At 72.5% G+C, this 15,634-nt stretch carries 12 protein-coding genes and 1 pseudogene; 5 read left to right on the plus strand and 8 right to left on the minus strand.

What is annotated here, in order from left to right:
* Window positions 1-4: 4 nt before the first annotated feature.
* Window positions 5-748, minus strand: a complete 744-nt coding sequence (locus M3B01_RS08940; RefSeq protein ID WP_259791360.1) for a glutamine amidotransferase — start codon at window positions 746-748, stop codon at window positions 5-7.
* 37 nt (window positions 749-785) lie between these two features.
* On the opposite strand from M3B01_RS08940, the gene M3B01_RS08945 reads away from it, so the two are divergent.
* Window positions 786-2,342, plus strand: coding sequence for a serine hydrolase (locus M3B01_RS08945; RefSeq protein ID WP_259791362.1), 1,557 nt, complete (start codon window positions 786-788; stop codon window positions 2,340-2,342).
* A 21-nt stretch (window positions 2,343-2,363) separates the two neighbouring features.
* On the opposite strand, the gene M3B01_RS08950 is transcribed toward M3B01_RS08945, so the two are convergent.
* Window positions 2,364-3,041, minus strand: coding sequence for a GNAT family N-acetyltransferase (locus tag M3B01_RS08950; protein WP_259791365.1), 678 nt, complete (start codon window positions 3,039-3,041; stop codon window positions 2,364-2,366).
* Window positions 3,042-3,153: 112 nt separating this feature from the next.
* A complete protein-coding gene (locus M3B01_RS08955; RefSeq protein ID WP_259791368.1) occupies window positions 3,154-3,642 on the minus strand; it encodes an Hsp20/alpha crystallin family protein in 489 nt (162 codons plus the stop codon).
* A gap of 348 nt (window positions 3,643-3,990) precedes the next feature.
* Here M3B01_RS08955 and M3B01_RS08960 point away from each other — a divergent pair, with 348 nt between their 5' ends.
* On the plus strand, window positions 3,991-4,623 hold the full coding sequence (locus M3B01_RS08960; RefSeq protein ID WP_259791370.1) for a pyroglutamyl-peptidase I: 633 nt from the start codon (window positions 3,991-3,993) through the stop codon (window positions 4,621-4,623).
* Between the two features lie 356 nt (window positions 4,624-4,979).
* Here the strand turns inward: M3B01_RS08960 and M3B01_RS08965 are convergent, their stop codons facing one another.
* The 3 genes from M3B01_RS08965 to M3B01_RS08975 all read right to left on the minus strand — a co-directional run bounded on the left by M3B01_RS08965 (window position 4,980) and on the right by M3B01_RS08975 (window position 7,812).
* Window positions 4,980-5,897, minus strand: coding sequence for a rhomboid family intramembrane serine protease (locus M3B01_RS08965; RefSeq protein ID WP_259791372.1), 918 nt, complete (start codon window positions 5,895-5,897; stop codon window positions 4,980-4,982).
* Window positions 5,898-5,951: 54 nt separating this feature from the next.
* A complete protein-coding gene (locus M3B01_RS08970) occupies window positions 5,952-7,109 on the minus strand; it encodes a winged helix DNA-binding domain-containing protein (protein WP_259791374.1) in 1,158 nt (385 codons plus the stop codon).
* A gap of 166 nt (window positions 7,110-7,275) precedes the next feature.
* Window positions 7,276-7,812 carry a peptidylprolyl isomerase gene (locus M3B01_RS08975; RefSeq protein ID WP_193866860.1) on the minus strand — a complete coding sequence of 179 codons (537 nt, stop codon included), beginning with the start codon at window positions 7,810-7,812 and terminating at the stop codon, window positions 7,276-7,278.
* A 253-nt stretch (window positions 7,813-8,065) separates the two neighbouring features.
* On the opposite strand from M3B01_RS08975, the gene M3B01_RS08980 reads away from it, so the two are divergent.
* Window positions 8,066-8,860, plus strand: a complete 795-nt coding sequence (locus M3B01_RS08980) for a hypothetical protein (protein WP_259791379.1) — start codon at window positions 8,066-8,068, stop codon at window positions 8,858-8,860.
* A 156-nt stretch (window positions 8,861-9,016) separates the two neighbouring features.
* Here M3B01_RS08980 and M3B01_RS08985 read toward each other — a convergent pair whose 3' ends face one another.
* Window positions 9,017-10,366: a UDP-glucose/GDP-mannose dehydrogenase family protein gene (locus tag M3B01_RS08985; RefSeq protein ID WP_259791382.1), complete on the minus strand. Its 1,350-nt coding sequence runs from the start codon at window positions 10,364-10,366 to the stop codon at window positions 9,017-9,019.
* A gap of 257 nt (window positions 10,367-10,623) precedes the next feature.
* Here M3B01_RS08985 and gluQRS point away from each other — a divergent pair, with 257 nt between their 5' ends.
* Window positions 10,624-11,556 (plus strand): tRNA glutamyl-Q(34) synthetase GluQRS, encoded by a 933-nt coding sequence (gluQRS, locus tag M3B01_RS08990; RefSeq protein WP_259791386.1) that lies wholly within the window; start codon window positions 10,624-10,626, stop codon window positions 11,554-11,556.
* A 150-nt stretch (window positions 11,557-11,706) separates the two neighbouring features.
* On the plus strand, window positions 11,707-14,958 hold the full coding sequence (locus tag M3B01_RS08995) for a YhgE/Pip family protein (RefSeq protein WP_259791384.1): 3,252 nt from the start codon (window positions 11,707-11,709) through the stop codon (window positions 14,956-14,958).
* Window positions 14,959-15,001: 43 nt separating this feature from the next.
* Here the strand turns inward: M3B01_RS08995 and M3B01_RS09000 are convergent.
* Window positions 15,002-15,615, minus strand: a pseudogene (locus M3B01_RS09000) (VOC family protein).
* Window positions 15,616-15,634 lie beyond the last annotated feature (19 nt).

Consider the following 15,634-nt stretch of genomic DNA (forward strand, 5'->3'; position numbering starts at 1 on the left):
GACACTACCTGCCGCGGCCGTGAACGGTCGCGAAGGCACGCAGCAGGTGGGGCGGGTGATCCGCGGTGCGACGACCCAGCAGGGCGAAGATGTCCTCCATCTCATCGGGGTGGAAGTACCCGTGGTCGCGGTAGGCGCGGGCGCGCTCCATGACGGCGGGCACATCCATCTCGGGATGGAACTGGGTGGCGTACTGGCGGGTGCCCACGCGGAACATCTGCACCGGGCAGTGCTCGCCGGTGGCCAGCACGGTGGCATGGGAGGGCAGGGCGGTGACCGCCTCCTTGTGCCCCACCAGCCCGGTGAACACCTCGGGCAGGCCCGCCTCGATGACCACGGGGTCCTCGCGCCCGGCCTCGGTGAGCGTGATGGGCACGGCGCCCAGCGGCTCGCCGTGGGTGCGATCGATGGTGGCGCCCACGTGGCTGCCCAGGGTGCCGATGCCGTAGCAGGCGCCCAGGAAGGGAATGTCCTGCTCCATCACCTCATCGAGCACCGCGGCGAGCGCCCTCTCGGCTCGGATCTGCTGCGGGGACTTGGTCTCGGCCGGGTCGGAGACGGTGAAGGGACTGCCGCCAAGGTAGATGCCGGAGATCTCCTCGGCGCGGATCACCGGGGCGTCCTCACGCTCGATGCGCACCCAGCGCAGGTCGTCGTGGCCCAGACCGCTGAAGCGCTGGAAGGAGGCGGCCTCGGCCCGGGCGACGTCGTCCTCGGGACGGGTGGTCAGCAGCAGGAACGGTTTCACGCGAGAATGCTAGCGGCCCCCGTCGAAGGAGATGCACGTGACCGATGACCGCACCACCCCCAGGATCGACCGCTCCGCCGTCCAGGACGTGGCGGCGATGCTGCCCGGTTGGCTGGAGACCGTCCGGCACCTGCGGCGCCAGTCGGGGATCCAGGTGGCGATCTGGCACGAAGGCGAGCTGGTGTGCGAGGTGGCGGTCGGCCCTGCCGATGCGGAGCAGGGCATCGCACTGCTGCCCTCGCACCGGCTGCGGATCGCCTCGCACTCCAAGATGTTCGCGGCCCTGGCGGTGATGCGCCTTCTCGAGCAGGGCCGCTTGCGGCTGGACGACACCCTCGGCGAGCGGGTCCCGGAGCTGGCCTCCTCCCCCGTCGCCGATCGCAGCCTGCGCGACCTGCTCTCCCATGCGGCGGGCCTGTCCCGCGACTCGGCCGACTCCCGCTGGTGGCGCCTGGGAACCCCGTTCCCGGACCGCGCGCAGCTGCTGGAGATCGCCCGCACCGGGGCCGTGGTCACCGAGGCGGGCCTGCACCTGCAGTACTCCAACATCGGCTACGGGCTGCTGGGCCTGGTGGTCGAGGAGGTCACCGGCCAGGACTTCGCCGCCGCCGTCACCGCACTGGTGCTGGACCCGGTGGGCGTGGACGGCATCGGCCCGGACCTGCCTGCGCACGCCGTCGGCCCGGAGGATCCCTGCGGGTTCGCGCCCGGGCACTCCTCGCTGCTGCACGGTCCGCGCCGGATCATCGAGCAGATCCCCACCGGCGCGCTGGCGGCCGCCACCGGGTTCTGGGCCAGCGCCGGCGCGATCGCCACCTTCGCGGGCCGGGTGCTGACCGAGGGTGCCCTGCTGGATCCGAGCACGCTGCGGCAGATGCGCCGACGGGTGTGGACCCTGCGCGACGGCGGCCACTACGGGCTGGGCCTGCAGGAGGGCCGCCTGCACGGCTTCACGGTGATCGGGCACTCCGGCGGCTTCCCCACCGGGCTCTCCCGCACCTGGGTGGCCCCGGCGGAGCGCCTCGTGGTCAGCGTGATCGGCACCGCTGTGGATGCGCCCAGCTCGGAGATCGCCCACGGCGTGCTGGGACTGCTGGCCCTGGCCGCCGGCCGGCCCGCCCCGCACGCGGAGTCGTGGGAGGGGCCCGGGGCGCTCGGCGGCGCCTCCGACGGGCGGCCCCGACCCGCCGCGATCGAGGAGCAGCAGGCCGTGGCGATCGATGGCCGGGAGGTGACGGCGGCGCAGCTCGCCGATCTGGTCAGCGGCACCTACGACGCCGTGTGGGGACGGGCGCGGCTGGTGGTGCTGGGCGGGCGGCTGTTCGACCTGGACGACACCGCGACGGATCCTGCCGAGGACGCCCTCGAGCTGTGCGTGGCCGGGGTGCGGTCCGATCCCATCGAGCCGGACCGCACGGCGGTGGAGCTGGCCGCCTGGGGCGACACCGGGTACGGCACCTGGGCCGAGCCGATCCTGGCGCGGGTGCAGGCCGATGGCGAAGACCTCGCCTGCACGGGCCTGATCGAGACCGGTCAGCTGCTGGCACCGTCGGCGCAGTTCACCATGCCGGATCGGGTGCGGGCCCCGCGCTGATCAGCCCTTGGGGGCTCCCCCTCAGCCGCCGGCTCCCAGCAGACCGCGCAGGGCCCCCGTGAGGCCCTCGACCTCCACGGCCACGTCGGGCCTGCGGAAACGCTCGGGGGTGAGGCTGAAGCGCTGCTGTGTCTTGGCACGGCCGTTCTCCTCGACCACCAGCAGACCGTCCTCGCGGTACCCGCAGCTGCGGGAGACCCCGTAGGAGGCGCCGTTGCCCACCACGGCGCTGGTCTCTGCGCGCTGCGCGCCCAGGTGGTCGAACGCCAGCACCAGCACGGCCTGCCGCATGAGCGTCCCGTGGCCCTTGCCCTGCTCATCCAGGGTGAGCCAGGAGCCGGAGCCCACCACGCGCCGCACCGCGAAGTGCGAGGCGCCCAGGTCCTGCATGCCGATCAGCCGCTCCTGGTGGAAGATGCCGAAGGAGAGGTTCCAATCGGTCGGGCCGACCTTCGAGCGCAGCTGCCACTGGAACTGGACGGACCGCGTCACTCGTTCGTCGGGGTCCACGTCGTACCAGGGGAACACCTGGTCGGAGTCCATGTCGGCGAAGATCGGCCGGTGCAGCAGAGCGGCGTACTCCGGCAGATCCTCGTCCCGGAGGGGACGCAGGGTGAGGGGGCCGGCGGTGATGCGCAGCCCGGAGGGCGGATAGAGGTCGGGCAGAGGGTCGGCCAGCAGGCCGGGCAGGGCGGTCATCGCGCGATCCTAGCGTCGTGAGCCCGCCCGGCCGCTGGGGCCGGCTTGCAAGGCAGAGTCCCCCGGCTCCCACCGCGAGCGGCGGGACCGGGGGACTCGTGAGCCGGGGGTGTCAGCTGTTGAGCTCACCCTCGATGGTGCGGCCCTCGGGGGCGGTGGCGGTGTCCTGCCCGGAGGTCACCGAGGGCTGCGCGGAGCGCTCGGTGTGGGCCACGTTGATCTTGCGCGGCTTGGCCTCCTCGGCCATGGGGATGGTCAGGCGCAGCACGCCGTCGCTGTACTCCGCCTCGATGCGGTCCAGGGAGACCCGGCTGCCCAGGGTGAGCTGGCGGGCGAAGGTCCCGGTGGGGCGCTCACGGGTGAGCCAGGAGCGCCCCGCGTCGTTCGAGACCGAGGCCTTGCGCTCGGCGCGCACCGTGAGGGTGCGGTCCTCGACGTCGACGTCCACGCTGGCCGGGTCCACGCCGGGCAGGTCGATCTCGGCGACGAAGCGGTCGTCCTCGCGGTACAGATCCATCGGCATGCCGACCGAGGCCGGGGTGCGGGTGAGATCCGAGAAGAAGCGGTCCACTTCCGGGAAGGGGGTGAAGCTGCGAGCCATGGTGTGCCTCCTGCGGTATCGGTGTGCGGTCGAGCAGGGGCCGTAGCTCCTCCTGCTCTCGGCAGGGTCAACGCGGTGCGCTCCCTCCCTATTCCAAAGTTGAGCCGACTGCGCTCACGTGAGCTGGATCACGCCAAAGGCTTTGGGAGCGGAGAGTCCCAGCATGGCGCAGATGGGCCGCCGTGTCTGCCCGTCGCGGGTGGACTCTGGGCGACTGCCCGCCCTCCGCCTCCCCCGCGCCGTGTCGTGCCGTCTCGCCGTGCCGTCCCGACCCGCCGTGCAGTGCCGTGCCGTCTCGCCGTGCCGCGCCTCCCCGATTTGCGGCCGTGAGGCTCCTACCGTGGATCCATGACCGTCGACGTGCTGCTGACCGGCTTCGCCCCCTTCGACGGGGCCGACATCAACGAGTCCTGGCAAGCCGTCCAGGCCGCCGCCGCGCAGCTGCGCGCGGACGGCATCGAGGCGGCGCAGCTGGAGCTGCCGGTCGAGTTCGACGCCGCCGGGGACCTGCTGGAGGCGGCCGTGCTCGAGCACCGTCCCGGCCTGGTGGTGGCCACGGGCCTGGCGGCCGGACGCCGCGCCGTCACTCCGGAGCGGGTGGCGATCAACGTGCGCGACGCACGCATCCCGGACAACGCCGGCGACCGCCCCGTCGATGAGCCCGTGGTGCCGGGCGGTCCCGTCGGCCATTTCAGCACCCTGCCCATCAAGGCGATCGTGGCCGCCCTGGCCCAGGAGCCCGCGATCCCGGCGGCGGTCTCACAGACGGCCGGCACCTACGTGTGCAACGACGTGTTCTACCGCCTGCTGCACCTGCTGGCCACCGACCCCAGCCTGGCCGGCATGCGGGGCGGCTTCGTGCATCTGCCGGCAGCCGCGGACATGCCGGTGGAGGACTCCGCCCGGGCGCTCGTGCGGGCCGTCCGCACCTGTCTGGCGACCCCGGAGGACGTGGTGCTCACCGGCGGCGCCGAGCACTGACCGCCCCGGTACCGGTGCACTGCACACGGCACCCGGCCCACGGCTCGCGGCGCCAGCGGAGAGTTATCCACAGGGTTCTCCACATCTGGGGATGAATCACAAGGATGTAGTTTCCCAGGTCCCGTGGCGCAGGTCCCCGTGCTTCACGGAGTGCCGCCCGCATCTCGCGGCCCTCGACGGTCTCCAGCGATCCACAACGCGACGCCGGTTGTCCACAGCAAGACCGTGAAATCCCCCGCGCACCCCGGTTCATCCACAATCCTGTCCACAGCTGGGGATAGTCACACCGGTGTCATTCGGCGGTGCCCTGCGCGAATGTTCTGCAGGGCACTCTCGTACAGCAGGCCGTGGCCCGCTCAGAAGTAGGGGACGGTGAGCGCCTTCAGCACCACCGCCACCGCGCACGCCAGCACCGCACCGGCGATCAGGGCCCCGTGGATCAGGGCGGAGCGCCGGGCGAGGGCCTGGCGGTCGGTGCCGTGCGTGGCCTTGGGCCGCAGCGCGAACATGGCCGCGACCAGGGCCGTGCCCACCAGCAGCCCGCCCAGGTGGCCCTGCCAGGAGATGTTCGGGACAGTGAAGGTGATCAGCAGGTTCAGGCCGATCAGCACCAGGATCTGGGCGCTCTGGCCACCCAGGCGGCGGTTGACGATGAACATGCTGCCGAACAGTCCGAACACTCCGCCGCTGGCACCCAGGGTGGCGGTGGTCCACTCCAGGGTCATCGGGTTCGCGAGCACGTACACCGCGGTGTGGCCGCCGAGGACGGAGGCCAGGAACACCCCGGCGTAGCGGGTGTGGCCCAGGGTCTGCTCGAGGTACTGCCCCACCACCCACAGCGCCCACATGTTCAGCGCCAGGTGCATCACCCCGCCGTGCAGGAACCCGGCGGTGAGGAAGGTCCACGGCATCGCCAGCGCTCGGAACGGCGCGAAGATCCCCCACTGGGTGACGATGTGCGGGGCCAGCGCCTGCCCCAGGAAGGCCAGCACGCACAGGCCCATCAGGGTGTAGGTGACGTACGGGGTGCGGCGCCCCGCCGACGCCCCCATCGCGTTGCGGGGGCGGGTGCCGGCCTGCTGGCGGGCGATGTCCCTCTCGCAGTCCACGCACAGCACGCCCACCTGGGTGGGGCGCTGGCATTGCGGGCAGGCGGGACGCTCGCAGCGCTTGCAGCGCACGTAGCTGACGGTGTCCGGATGGCGGGGGCAGACGGGCTGGCCCTGCGGGTCCGGGACGTCCTGTGCGCTGTAGCCGTAGGTGGGGCGGTTCATGGGGTCATTCCTACACGACCGCCCTGGACCGGGCGCCCCGCCCGCGGTGGGCGCTCACACGACCGTGTACGGGAACGCCTGGAACAGCTTCTCGAATCGGCGCTTCTGGGCGGGGGTGACCTCCGCGAGCTCCTTCAGGTCCAGGCGCCGCTTCCCGGCCGCGCCGGTGCGGCCCCACGTGCCCACCAGCGCGCCGCGCCGCAGGGCAGCGCGCTTGAACACCCCGTTGTTGCCCGGCACCAGCGCGCGGTGCTGCTCCTCGTCCATCAGGTAGAGCCGGTCGCGGTAGCCCAGCACCAGCTCGTCGAAGCCGGGCAGCAGCAGCTCGGCCATGGTCTCCTTCTCGTGCTTGGCGTACTCCTCCAGCAGGCCGGGCCGGAACCACAGCTTCTCCCCGTCGCCGCCGGTGGCCCGGCCGGGCTGGGAGTGCAGGACGCCCTTCGCGTCGGCGAAGCCGTGCTCGAGCTGGTCGCCCACCTGCCCCAGGGCCTGGTCGATGCGCCTCATCGGCAGCTTGGACCACCAGGCGAGGTCCCGGACGGTCGCAGGACCGTGGCTGGTGAAGTAGCGCAGGGCCAGCTCGGCGATGGCGGCGGTCTCGTCCCCGCCGAAGGTGCCCTCGAGATCGGATCCGTGGGGCAGCCACCGCTCGGCCAGCACCACGGCGGTCTCCCCCTCGTCGCGCCAGGGGCCGTAGGCGGCCACCCCGGTCGAGAGGAAGTGGGTGAGCATGTGGTAGCCGCGACCGTCGTCGGTGGCCAGGCCCGCCCCCTGCCAGGCCGCCATCAGCTCCCCGCGCAGCACGCCCCGGCCCACGCCCGGGTCCGACTGCTCAGCCGCGAGCTCCTCGAGCACCCGCCGGGCGGTGCCGAAGTGCTCCTCCTCCAGGCCCAGGCCGCTGCGGCGCTTGACGGCCGAGCGCACGGAGGCGCCCGCGCACAGCTCGGTGAGCCACGCGAGGGTGTCGGCGGCCACCGCGAACACGGTGCCGCGCATCGGGTAGCCGCGCACGATCAGTCCGCTGTCGAAGGCGGCGTACACGCGCGTGAGGTCACCGCCGGTGCGCAGCGCCAGGGAGGCCATCACGCCGGGCAGGTCCTGCCCCTGGTGGGCGCCGAAGGAGCGGGCCGCCTCCAGCGGGGTGCGGAAGCGGACCGGGCCCACCAGGCCCTGCGCGAGGATGCGGGCTCCGGCCAGGTGTCGCTGCGTCATGCTCGGAGGCTATCGGCCTGCGGCCGCGGTGGGGAGGGCCGGGCCGGGTCGATCGGTCGGAAGCGGGACGGGGCATGACGGCAGCGCCCCGCCGCGGAGCTGGTGCTCCGGGCGGGGCGTCACGTCGCGCCGACGGGCGCGCGGTCAGTGCGGGATCAGGGTGCGCTCAGCGCTCGACGGTGACCGACTCGATGACGACGTCCTCGAGGGGACGGTCGCGCATGTCGGTCTTGGTGGCGGCGATCTCGTCGACGACCTTCTTGGAGTCCTCGTCGGCCACGACACCGAACACGGTGTGCTTGCCCTGCAGGTGCGGGGTGGGGCCCACGGTGATGAAGAACTGGGAGCCGTTGGTGCCGGAGGGGCGGCCGGTGATGGCGTTCATGCGCTTGCCGGCGTTGGCCATGGCCAGCACGTAGGGCTCGTTGAAGTTCTTCTCCGAGATCTCGTCGTCGAAGGTGTAGCCGGGGCCGCCGGTGCCGGTGCCCAGCGGGTCACCGCCCTGGATCATGAACCCGGAGATCACGCGGTGGAAGATCACGCCGTCGTAGAAGGGGCGCGTGACCTTCTGACCGTTCTCGGGGTCGGAGAACTCGCGGGTCCCCTCGGCGAGGCCCACGAAGTTCTCGACGGTCTTCGGGGCGTGGTCGGGGTACAGCTCCAGGCGGATGTCCCCGTGGTTGGTGTGCAGAGTTGCGAACATGGCGTCATCCTCGCACACCGCCGTGGGAGGGCCAGGGGCCCGCGACGGCGGGCCGCGCACGTCCCTGCCGGCTCCCTGCCGATGCGTCACCGCCGGTCCGCACTCCGGTCGGACATACCGTTCGGCTGGGAACCGGGATGCGGGCACGCGTTAGAGTTGTGCCACACGGATCCGCCGCGTCCACCCGGATGCGGGGGTCCAGGGACCGCCGTCGGCCCGATCCGGCGGATACAGACCGAAAGGGGAATCCCTCATGGCGCTGACCACGAAGCGGGAGACCAAGAAGGCCAAGAAGCAGGCCAAGAAGACCGCAGCCGCTGCCGGCTCGACCCAGCAGCAGGCGGAGAAGGCCATCATCGAGCTGCAGAAGCTCGCCGCGACCATCGGACCGGTCGTGTCCGAGGGCGCTCGCGAGGCCCGCAGCCGCGGCCGCGGCCTGGTGGACCAGGTGCGTCCGGCCGTCGAGGACAAGCTGCGTCACCAGGGCGACAAGATCGCCGGCCTCACCGCCGCCGTCGGCCCCTTCGCCGACAAGTTCATGCACGACCTGCAGGACGACTACTACCCGCGTGCCCGTCGCACCGCCAGCACCACGAACAACGTGCTGCGCGCGGCTGTGGACGCGGCCCGGGCGGAGCTGGACAAGGGCCAGGCGGACATCCGCGCCGCTGCGCTGACCCCCACCCCGCAGAAGAAGAACGGCGGCGCCGGCAAGGTGCTGCTGGTCCTGGGCCTGGCTGCCGCCGGTGCCGCCGCCGGGTACGTGGCCTGGCAGAAGACCCGCCCGGTGGAGGACCCGTGGGCTCCCCCGGCGGACTTCGCCCGTGCGCACTACCCCGCCTCGGCCTCCTCGGAGACCGACTCCTCGACCGTGTCCGACACCGTCGGCTCGGCCGATGCCGGTGACGTGGCCCAGTCCCTGAAGGGTGAGGACCGCAACTCCGACGTCGAGCCGACGACTGTCAAGGTCGACTCGGACCTCGAGGAGAGCAAGACCAACGGCGAGGTCGACGGCGAGAAGCGCGGCACCCACCGCGGCGACGCCTGAGACCACCCGCCTGACGTCGCGGCCCCGATCGCGGCCTGACCGGCGGGCCCCGGCCCGCACGCTTCGCTGAACGGCGCGGCGGCCCCCTCCACGGAGGGCGGTCGCCGCGCCGTCGTTCGCATCGCCGACTGAGCTCAGGACCCTCTGGGGGCCCGCTCAGGGCCGCCCGAGGGCTCGGAACTCCCAGCCGGCCTCGCGCCACTGCCGCGGCTCCAGCACGTTGCGGCCGTCGATGATCCGCGGCACCTCCACCAGTTCCCGCGTGCGGGCCGGGTCCAGCTCCTTGTACTGGCCCCACTCGGTCAGCAGCAGCACCAGTTCGGCGCCGCGCAGGGCCTGGTCGGTGTCCTGCTCGGTCTCCAGGCCGGGTGCCCGTCGGGCCGCACCGGCGAGCGCCTCCGGGTCGGTGATCCGCACCTGCGCCCCGGCCTCACGCAGCCGGCAGGCCACCTCCAGGGCCGGGGAGTCGCGCACGTCGTCGCTGTCGGGCTTGAACGCGGCTCCCAGCACGGTGATTCGTCGGCCCCGCAGCCCGCTGGTCGTCTCGGCCCCCAGCATCTCAGCGGCCAGCTCGACCACGCGGATGCGGCGGCGCCCGTTGATCGCGTCGACCTCGCGCAGGAAGGCGAGGGACTCCCCCACCCCCAGGTCCTCGGCGCTGGCCATGAAGGCGCGGATGTCCTTGGGCAGGCAGCCACCGCCGAAGCCCACGCCGGCCCGCAGGAACTTGGGGCCGATGCGGTCGTCCATGCCGATCGCGCGGGCCACGTCGGTGACGTCCGCACCGGTGGCCTCGCACATCTCGCTGATGGCGTTGATGAAGGAGATCTTGGTGGCCAGGAAGGCATTGGCGGAGGCCTTCACCAGCTCAGCGGCCTCGAACCCCATCACCAGGCGGGAGGTGCCGCGCTCCAGGATCTGCGCGTAGACCGCGTCGAGCCGGCCGACCGCGGCCTCGGTGGCCTCGTGGTCCTCGGGATCGGCCACCCCGTACACCAGGCGGTCGGGGGCCAGGGTGTCCTTGACGGCGAACCCCTCACGCAGGAACTCGGGGTTCCAGATCAGGTGCACGCCCTCGACCGCCCCCAGCTGCTCGGCGAGCGTGCGGGCGGTGCCGACCGGCACCGTGGACTTCCCCACCACCAGGGTGGGGGCGCCCCCGCGAGCGGGGAGCACCTCGCGCAGGGAGTCCACGGCGGCGCGCAGGTAGCGGAGGTCGGCGCCGTTGCCGTCGGTGCGCTGCGGGGTGCCCAGGCCCAGGAAGTGCACCTCGACATCGGCGAGGTCCGCGTAGTCGGTGGTGAAGCGCAGGCGGTCCGCCTGGAGGCCGCGACGCAGTATCTGCTCGAACCCGGGCTCGTGGAAGGGCGCGTGGCCGTCGTTCAGGGCGGCCACGCGATCGGCGTCGACGTCCAGGCCGATCACGTCATGGCCCAGCTCGGCCATGCTGGCGGCGTGGACGGCGCCCAGGTATCCGACGCCGATCACAGAGATCGTCGTGCTCATCGTGCACTGCTCCTTCCGAGGGGGGGGATGCGGCCAGCAGGGAGCGGGCCATCGCGAGCCTGGAGGGGCAGGGTCGCAGGGCCGGGCGACGGGAAAGTGTCGGGCCGGTGTCGCGGGGGTGTCAGGCCCTCTCGTGCAGCCAGGTGCGCGCACGCCGGCGCGCTCGAGCTGGGCGGTACCGAGGGTGGCGGTGGGCCGAGCTTCCTAGACTGGCGTGCATGCCCGACGCCCCCGCCCCGCCTCCGGAACAGCGCTCCATGCCGACGGCTGCGCCCTTGGCCCCCCACCCCGCCGGCGCCGGCCGCTACGCCCCCTCCCCCTCCGGGGACCTGCACCTGGGGAACCTGCGCACCGCGATCCTGGCCTGGGCCCTGGCTCGCCGCACGCACCGTCGCTTCCACCTGCGCGTGGAGGACCTTGATCGGGTGAAGGAAGGCTCCGAGGCACGCCAGCTGGAGGACCTCGTGGCCCTCGGCATCGACTGGGACGGCGAGGTGGTGCGGCAGTCCGAGCGCGGCGAGGCGCACGAGGCGGCGATCGGGCAGCTTCAGGTCGCCGGTGCCGCGTACGAGTGCTACTGCACGCGCCGCGAGATCCTCGACGCGCCCAGCGCCCCGCACTCCCCTCCCGGCGCCTACCCCGGCACCTGCCGGGACCTCACGGACGATCAGCGCGAGACGGGCCGGGCGAAGATGCGCGAGCTGCGACGCGAACCGGCCCTGCGCCTGCGCGCCGAGGTGAACGAGTGGACCGTCACCGACCTGTGGGCCGGGCAGGTCACCGCCGTGGTGGACGATCTGGTGCTGCGCCGCGGCGACGGGGTGGTGGCCTACAACCTCGCCGTGGTGGTGGATGATGCCGCAGCCGGGGTGGACCAGGTGACCCGCGCCGATGATCTGCTCACCTCGGCCCCCCGCCAGGCCTACCTCGCGCACCTGCTGGGGCTGCCCGAGCCCACCTACGCGCACGTGCCGCTGGCCGTGAACACCGGCGGCGCCCGCCTTGCCAAGCGGGACGGCGCGGTGACGCTGCGCGACCGCCTGGCGCGGGGCGAGAGCGCGGCCGACGTGGTGGAGCGGATCGGTGACTCCCTGGGCCTTCCCGGCTGCCGCACCGCCGCGGACGTGCTGGAGCGGTGGGACCCGCAGAATCTGGTCCAAGAGCCGTGGGTGGTGGACCTCAAGGGCTGACGGGGCCCCACTCCGCCTCTTCCCACAACTCCGAGGCCCTCGCCCACGTCCGGCAGCAATGCGTCTCGCGCCACGGGACCTTCGTCTACCGCGCCACACCTACCACGGAGTAATACCGCAACTCGGTACACGTATGTATCGTTTCGGCTCATGATGCGAATCCTGCGCTTCTTCCTGGCCGTGCTGACGACGGCGGCACGTGGCCTGGCCACGGCATCGCGTTCAGCAGCCCGCGCTCTCGGCAAGGGCATCAGGGCCGTCGGCCGAGGCACCTCCGCCACAGCGCGCGGCGCAGCAGCCCTGCTGCCCCGGGAGTGGAAGAAGCCGATCGCAGCTGTGTTCGTGCTGGGTCTGGCGCTGGTGCCGGTGATCTACTCCGGCAACATGACATGGTCCTTCCGGGACCCCGCCCACAGTCTCGACCAGATCACCGCAGCCGTGGTGAACCAGGACCAGCAGGCGTCGTTCACCCCTGCCGGAGGTGAGCCCACCACCATCGACGTGGGGGCCGAGTTCACCAAATCCCTGCTCGAGATCGACGAGGAGACCGCCTTCCACTTCGTGGAGGTCTCTCCTGCCCAGGCCCACCGCGGCCTGGCGGACGGCACCTACGGCGCCACGGTGGAGATCCCCTCCGACTTCTCCTCGAACATCGCCGCCCTGGGCAGTGACCCGGAGCAAGCCGCCCAGGCTGCTCCGGCCATGCTCACCGTCACCACCAACGACGCCGTGAACTACGTCGGCGGCAACTTCACCAAGTCCGTCGGTCAGGCCCTGACCGACTCCTTGCGCTCCACGGTGCTGGAGCAGTACCTGGACGGCATCTACGTGGGCTTCACCTCCATCCACAGCGGGATCGCCGACGCCGCTGACGGCGCCACCGACCTGGCTGACGGTGCCGCGCAGCTCTCCGACGGCACCGGCGATCTGGTCAACGGCGCGGGAGAGCTGGTGGACGGCACCGGGCAGCTCTCCTCCGGCGCGGACGACCTCGCCGCCGGGACCTCAACCCTTCACGAGGGCGCCCTCGACCTAGTGGTAGGGCTGGATCAGCTCAGCGACGGTGCGGTCACCCTCCGTGACGGCACCGCCTCACTCAGCGCGGGCGCGGATCAGCTCAGCGGTGGCCTGGCGACCCTGGACCGCGCGGGCCAGCCGCTGCGCTCCGGGGCCCAGCAGCTCGCCGATGGCACGGGCCAGCTCGCCGATGGTGCCTCTTCCCTCGCCGACGGCGCTGATCAGGTCGCGGACGGCACCCGGCAGCTGGACGAGACCGTCCGCGCGGCACAGGACAGGGCCGAGGAGCTCGGAGTCACCACCGAGAGCGTGCAGGCCGTCAGTGACGACCTGATCGTCGCGATCGATGCCCTCCAGGACGCCGTGGACGCCCGGTTCGATGATCTGGACCAGTCTGTGGGGGGCGATGCGGGCACTCTCTCGTCCGCGGCGGCCGCTCTGGACGAGGATGCCAAGGCAGTTGACGCGGACGCGCAGGCCCTGGCCTCGGAGACGGCGGACAGGTCCGCTGATGCGACCACTCTGAAGGAGGGTGCCGCGAGCATCGGGGACGACGCCTCTGCCCTGGATACCGCCGTTCAGGACGCCAAGACCGCCACCGCGACCGCCGCCGACAGCGCTGCCGTGTCGTCATCGGGCACCCGGTCGTACACCGAGGCGGTGGACGAACTGGCCGCCGAGTACTGCAGCGGCCCGGAAGCACCCGCCGATGCAGGGTCCACCGATCCTGCGGACGCCGACCCGGCGAGCGACACCGCAGCGGAGCCGTCCGCTCCTTCGTCGGCCCCGAAACTGTGCGCGAAGCTGAAGGACATCACGGACACCTCACAGCAGGTGCGGGACGACGCCGAGGCCGCTTCTGCCGACGCCACCGCCGCCGATGACGCCACGGCCACTGCCTCCCAGCAGTCCACCTCGATCACTGAGACCGCCGCGGACATGACGGGGGCAGCGGACCGCACCGCCGCGTACCTGGACGGGCTGGCAGACACCACGTCCGCCATCGCCGACGCCACCTCCCGCATCTCCGACTCCACCGGGACCCTTGCCGACGACGCCTCTTCCCTGGACTCCGCACTGGCTTCCGCGCTCGAGCCCCCCTCGCCCGGCGACGGGCAGAGCAGCCCCACAGCGCGCGATCTGGCCGCGGAACTCACGGGGCAGGCCCGCGCGGCAGCCGAGTCGTTGCCGGGCACCTTGGACACCCTTCAGCGCGGCGCACAGGACATCCACCGCCTCGACGCCGGCGCCCAGCAGGTCGCCAGCGGTGCTGATCGTCTGGCCACCGCCTCCGGCACCGCGCGCGACGGCGCCAGCGAGCTGGCCGACGGCGTCGGCCGGTACACCGACGGGGTGAGCACCGCCCGCTCCGGCGCCGACGATCTGGCCTCGGGTGCGCGCGAACTCTATTCGGGTGCGGACCGCCTGGCCGACGGGGTCCGCACCGCTCAGGACGGCGCCCAGCAGCTGGCCGACGGCTCCGGTCGACTCGCTTCCGGCGCCGCCGAGCTCGCCGACGGCGCCGGCGCCGTGGACGACGGGGCTCGGGAGCTGTCCCAGGGAGCAGAGACCCTCAACGAAGGCGCCGGGGAGCTGGCCGACGGTTCCGCTGAACTGCGGGACGGTCTCGAGGACGCCAAGGACGAAGTGCCTTCGTACACCGACGAGCAGAGCTCCGCGATCGCCGCCACCGCTTCTGACCCGGTGCAGATGGACTTCGTTCGCGACCATGAGCTGACCCGCTTCGGTGAGGGCCTCGCCCCGCTGTTCCTCGCGATCAGCCTGTGGGTCGGTGCCATGGCGATCTTCCTGATGATGCCGCCGTTCTCCATGGAGGCAGCCGCCGCTGGAGCTGGCCCGGTGCGGCTGCTGGCAGGCGGTCTGCTCCCGGCCCTCGCCCTGGGCCTGGTGCAGTCCGCGATCGCGGTGGCGGTGCTGCACGGGCCGGTGGGCATCACCGTCACGGACCTGCCGCTGATGCTGGGCATGGCGGCACTGACCAGTGCGGTGTTCGTAGCGCTGAACCACGGCTTCGGGGCCCTGTTCGGGCCGGTCGGGAAGTTCGTGGCGCTGGTGCTCGTGGCCCTCCAGATCTCCGCAGCCGGCGGCACCTACCCCACCCCCACGCTGCCGGGCTTCTTCCGCGCCATCCACCCGTACCTGCCGATGACCCATGCCGTGGACGCCTTCCGCGGGGCGATCGGGGGCAGCTGGATCGATCCCGCGGACGACCTGACCTGGCTGGGTGCATGGATGGCCATCGGGGTGGCGCTGGGCCTGGCAGGCGCCGTCGTGCAGCGCCGACGGGCCATGGTGGAGGACCGCGAGCAGGCCGGAGGCGGACATTCGGACGATGGAGGCGCCGATCCAGCAGATGGCCGGTGAGCTGCGCCGCGGCTGCGCCCCGGAGCGGCGAGACCACTTCCGGTCAGCGGCCCAGCAGCTCCTCCACCCCGGTGCCAGGAAGGCTCGCGGTCACGGGGGTGCCCCAGGGATCGGTGACAGTGATCGAGCGGCCGTCGTCGGCGAACTCGAGGCCGGCGGCGCGTAGCCGGGCCGCGAGAGCGTCGAGGTCCTCGCGGGCCGGGAGGGTGAGGCCCACGTCGGCCAGACCCAGGGAGGCGGCACGGGGCCGGCGCCGCGACAGACCAGGTGGTCGCCGGTGCCGGCGAAGCGAGAGCGGGGGTCCTGCGCGGCGCGCAGCACGGTGCCGGCCAGGGACGCCTGGTCCTCGAACAGGAACGCGGTGTGGAACAGTCCCGCCTGGCGGGGGTCCACGGCAGGCAGTCCGGGGGTGGAGACCAGCCGCACGAAGGGGACGCCGCCACGGCCCAGCACCCGGTGCACCTCGCCCGTTGCGCGAGCGGTCTCCTCGAGCGGGCTGAGGGCCAGGGCGTTCTCGTAGTAGGAGCTCATGGTCTCCAGGTCGCCCACCCGCAGGGTGACGGCGTCCATGGAGAGATCCGCCGAGAGGTGCCGCTCATCGACCGCCGATGCGCCAGGCGTGGTGAGGGTGGAGGAGTCTGCGGGGTCCGGGGTCATGGGAGATTCTCGCCGGGCA

The sequence above is a fragment of the Brachybacterium sp. p3-SID957 genome (assembly GCF_025144775.1).
Lineage (GTDB): Bacteria > Actinomycetota > Actinomycetes > Actinomycetales > Dermabacteraceae > Brachybacterium > Brachybacterium epidermidis.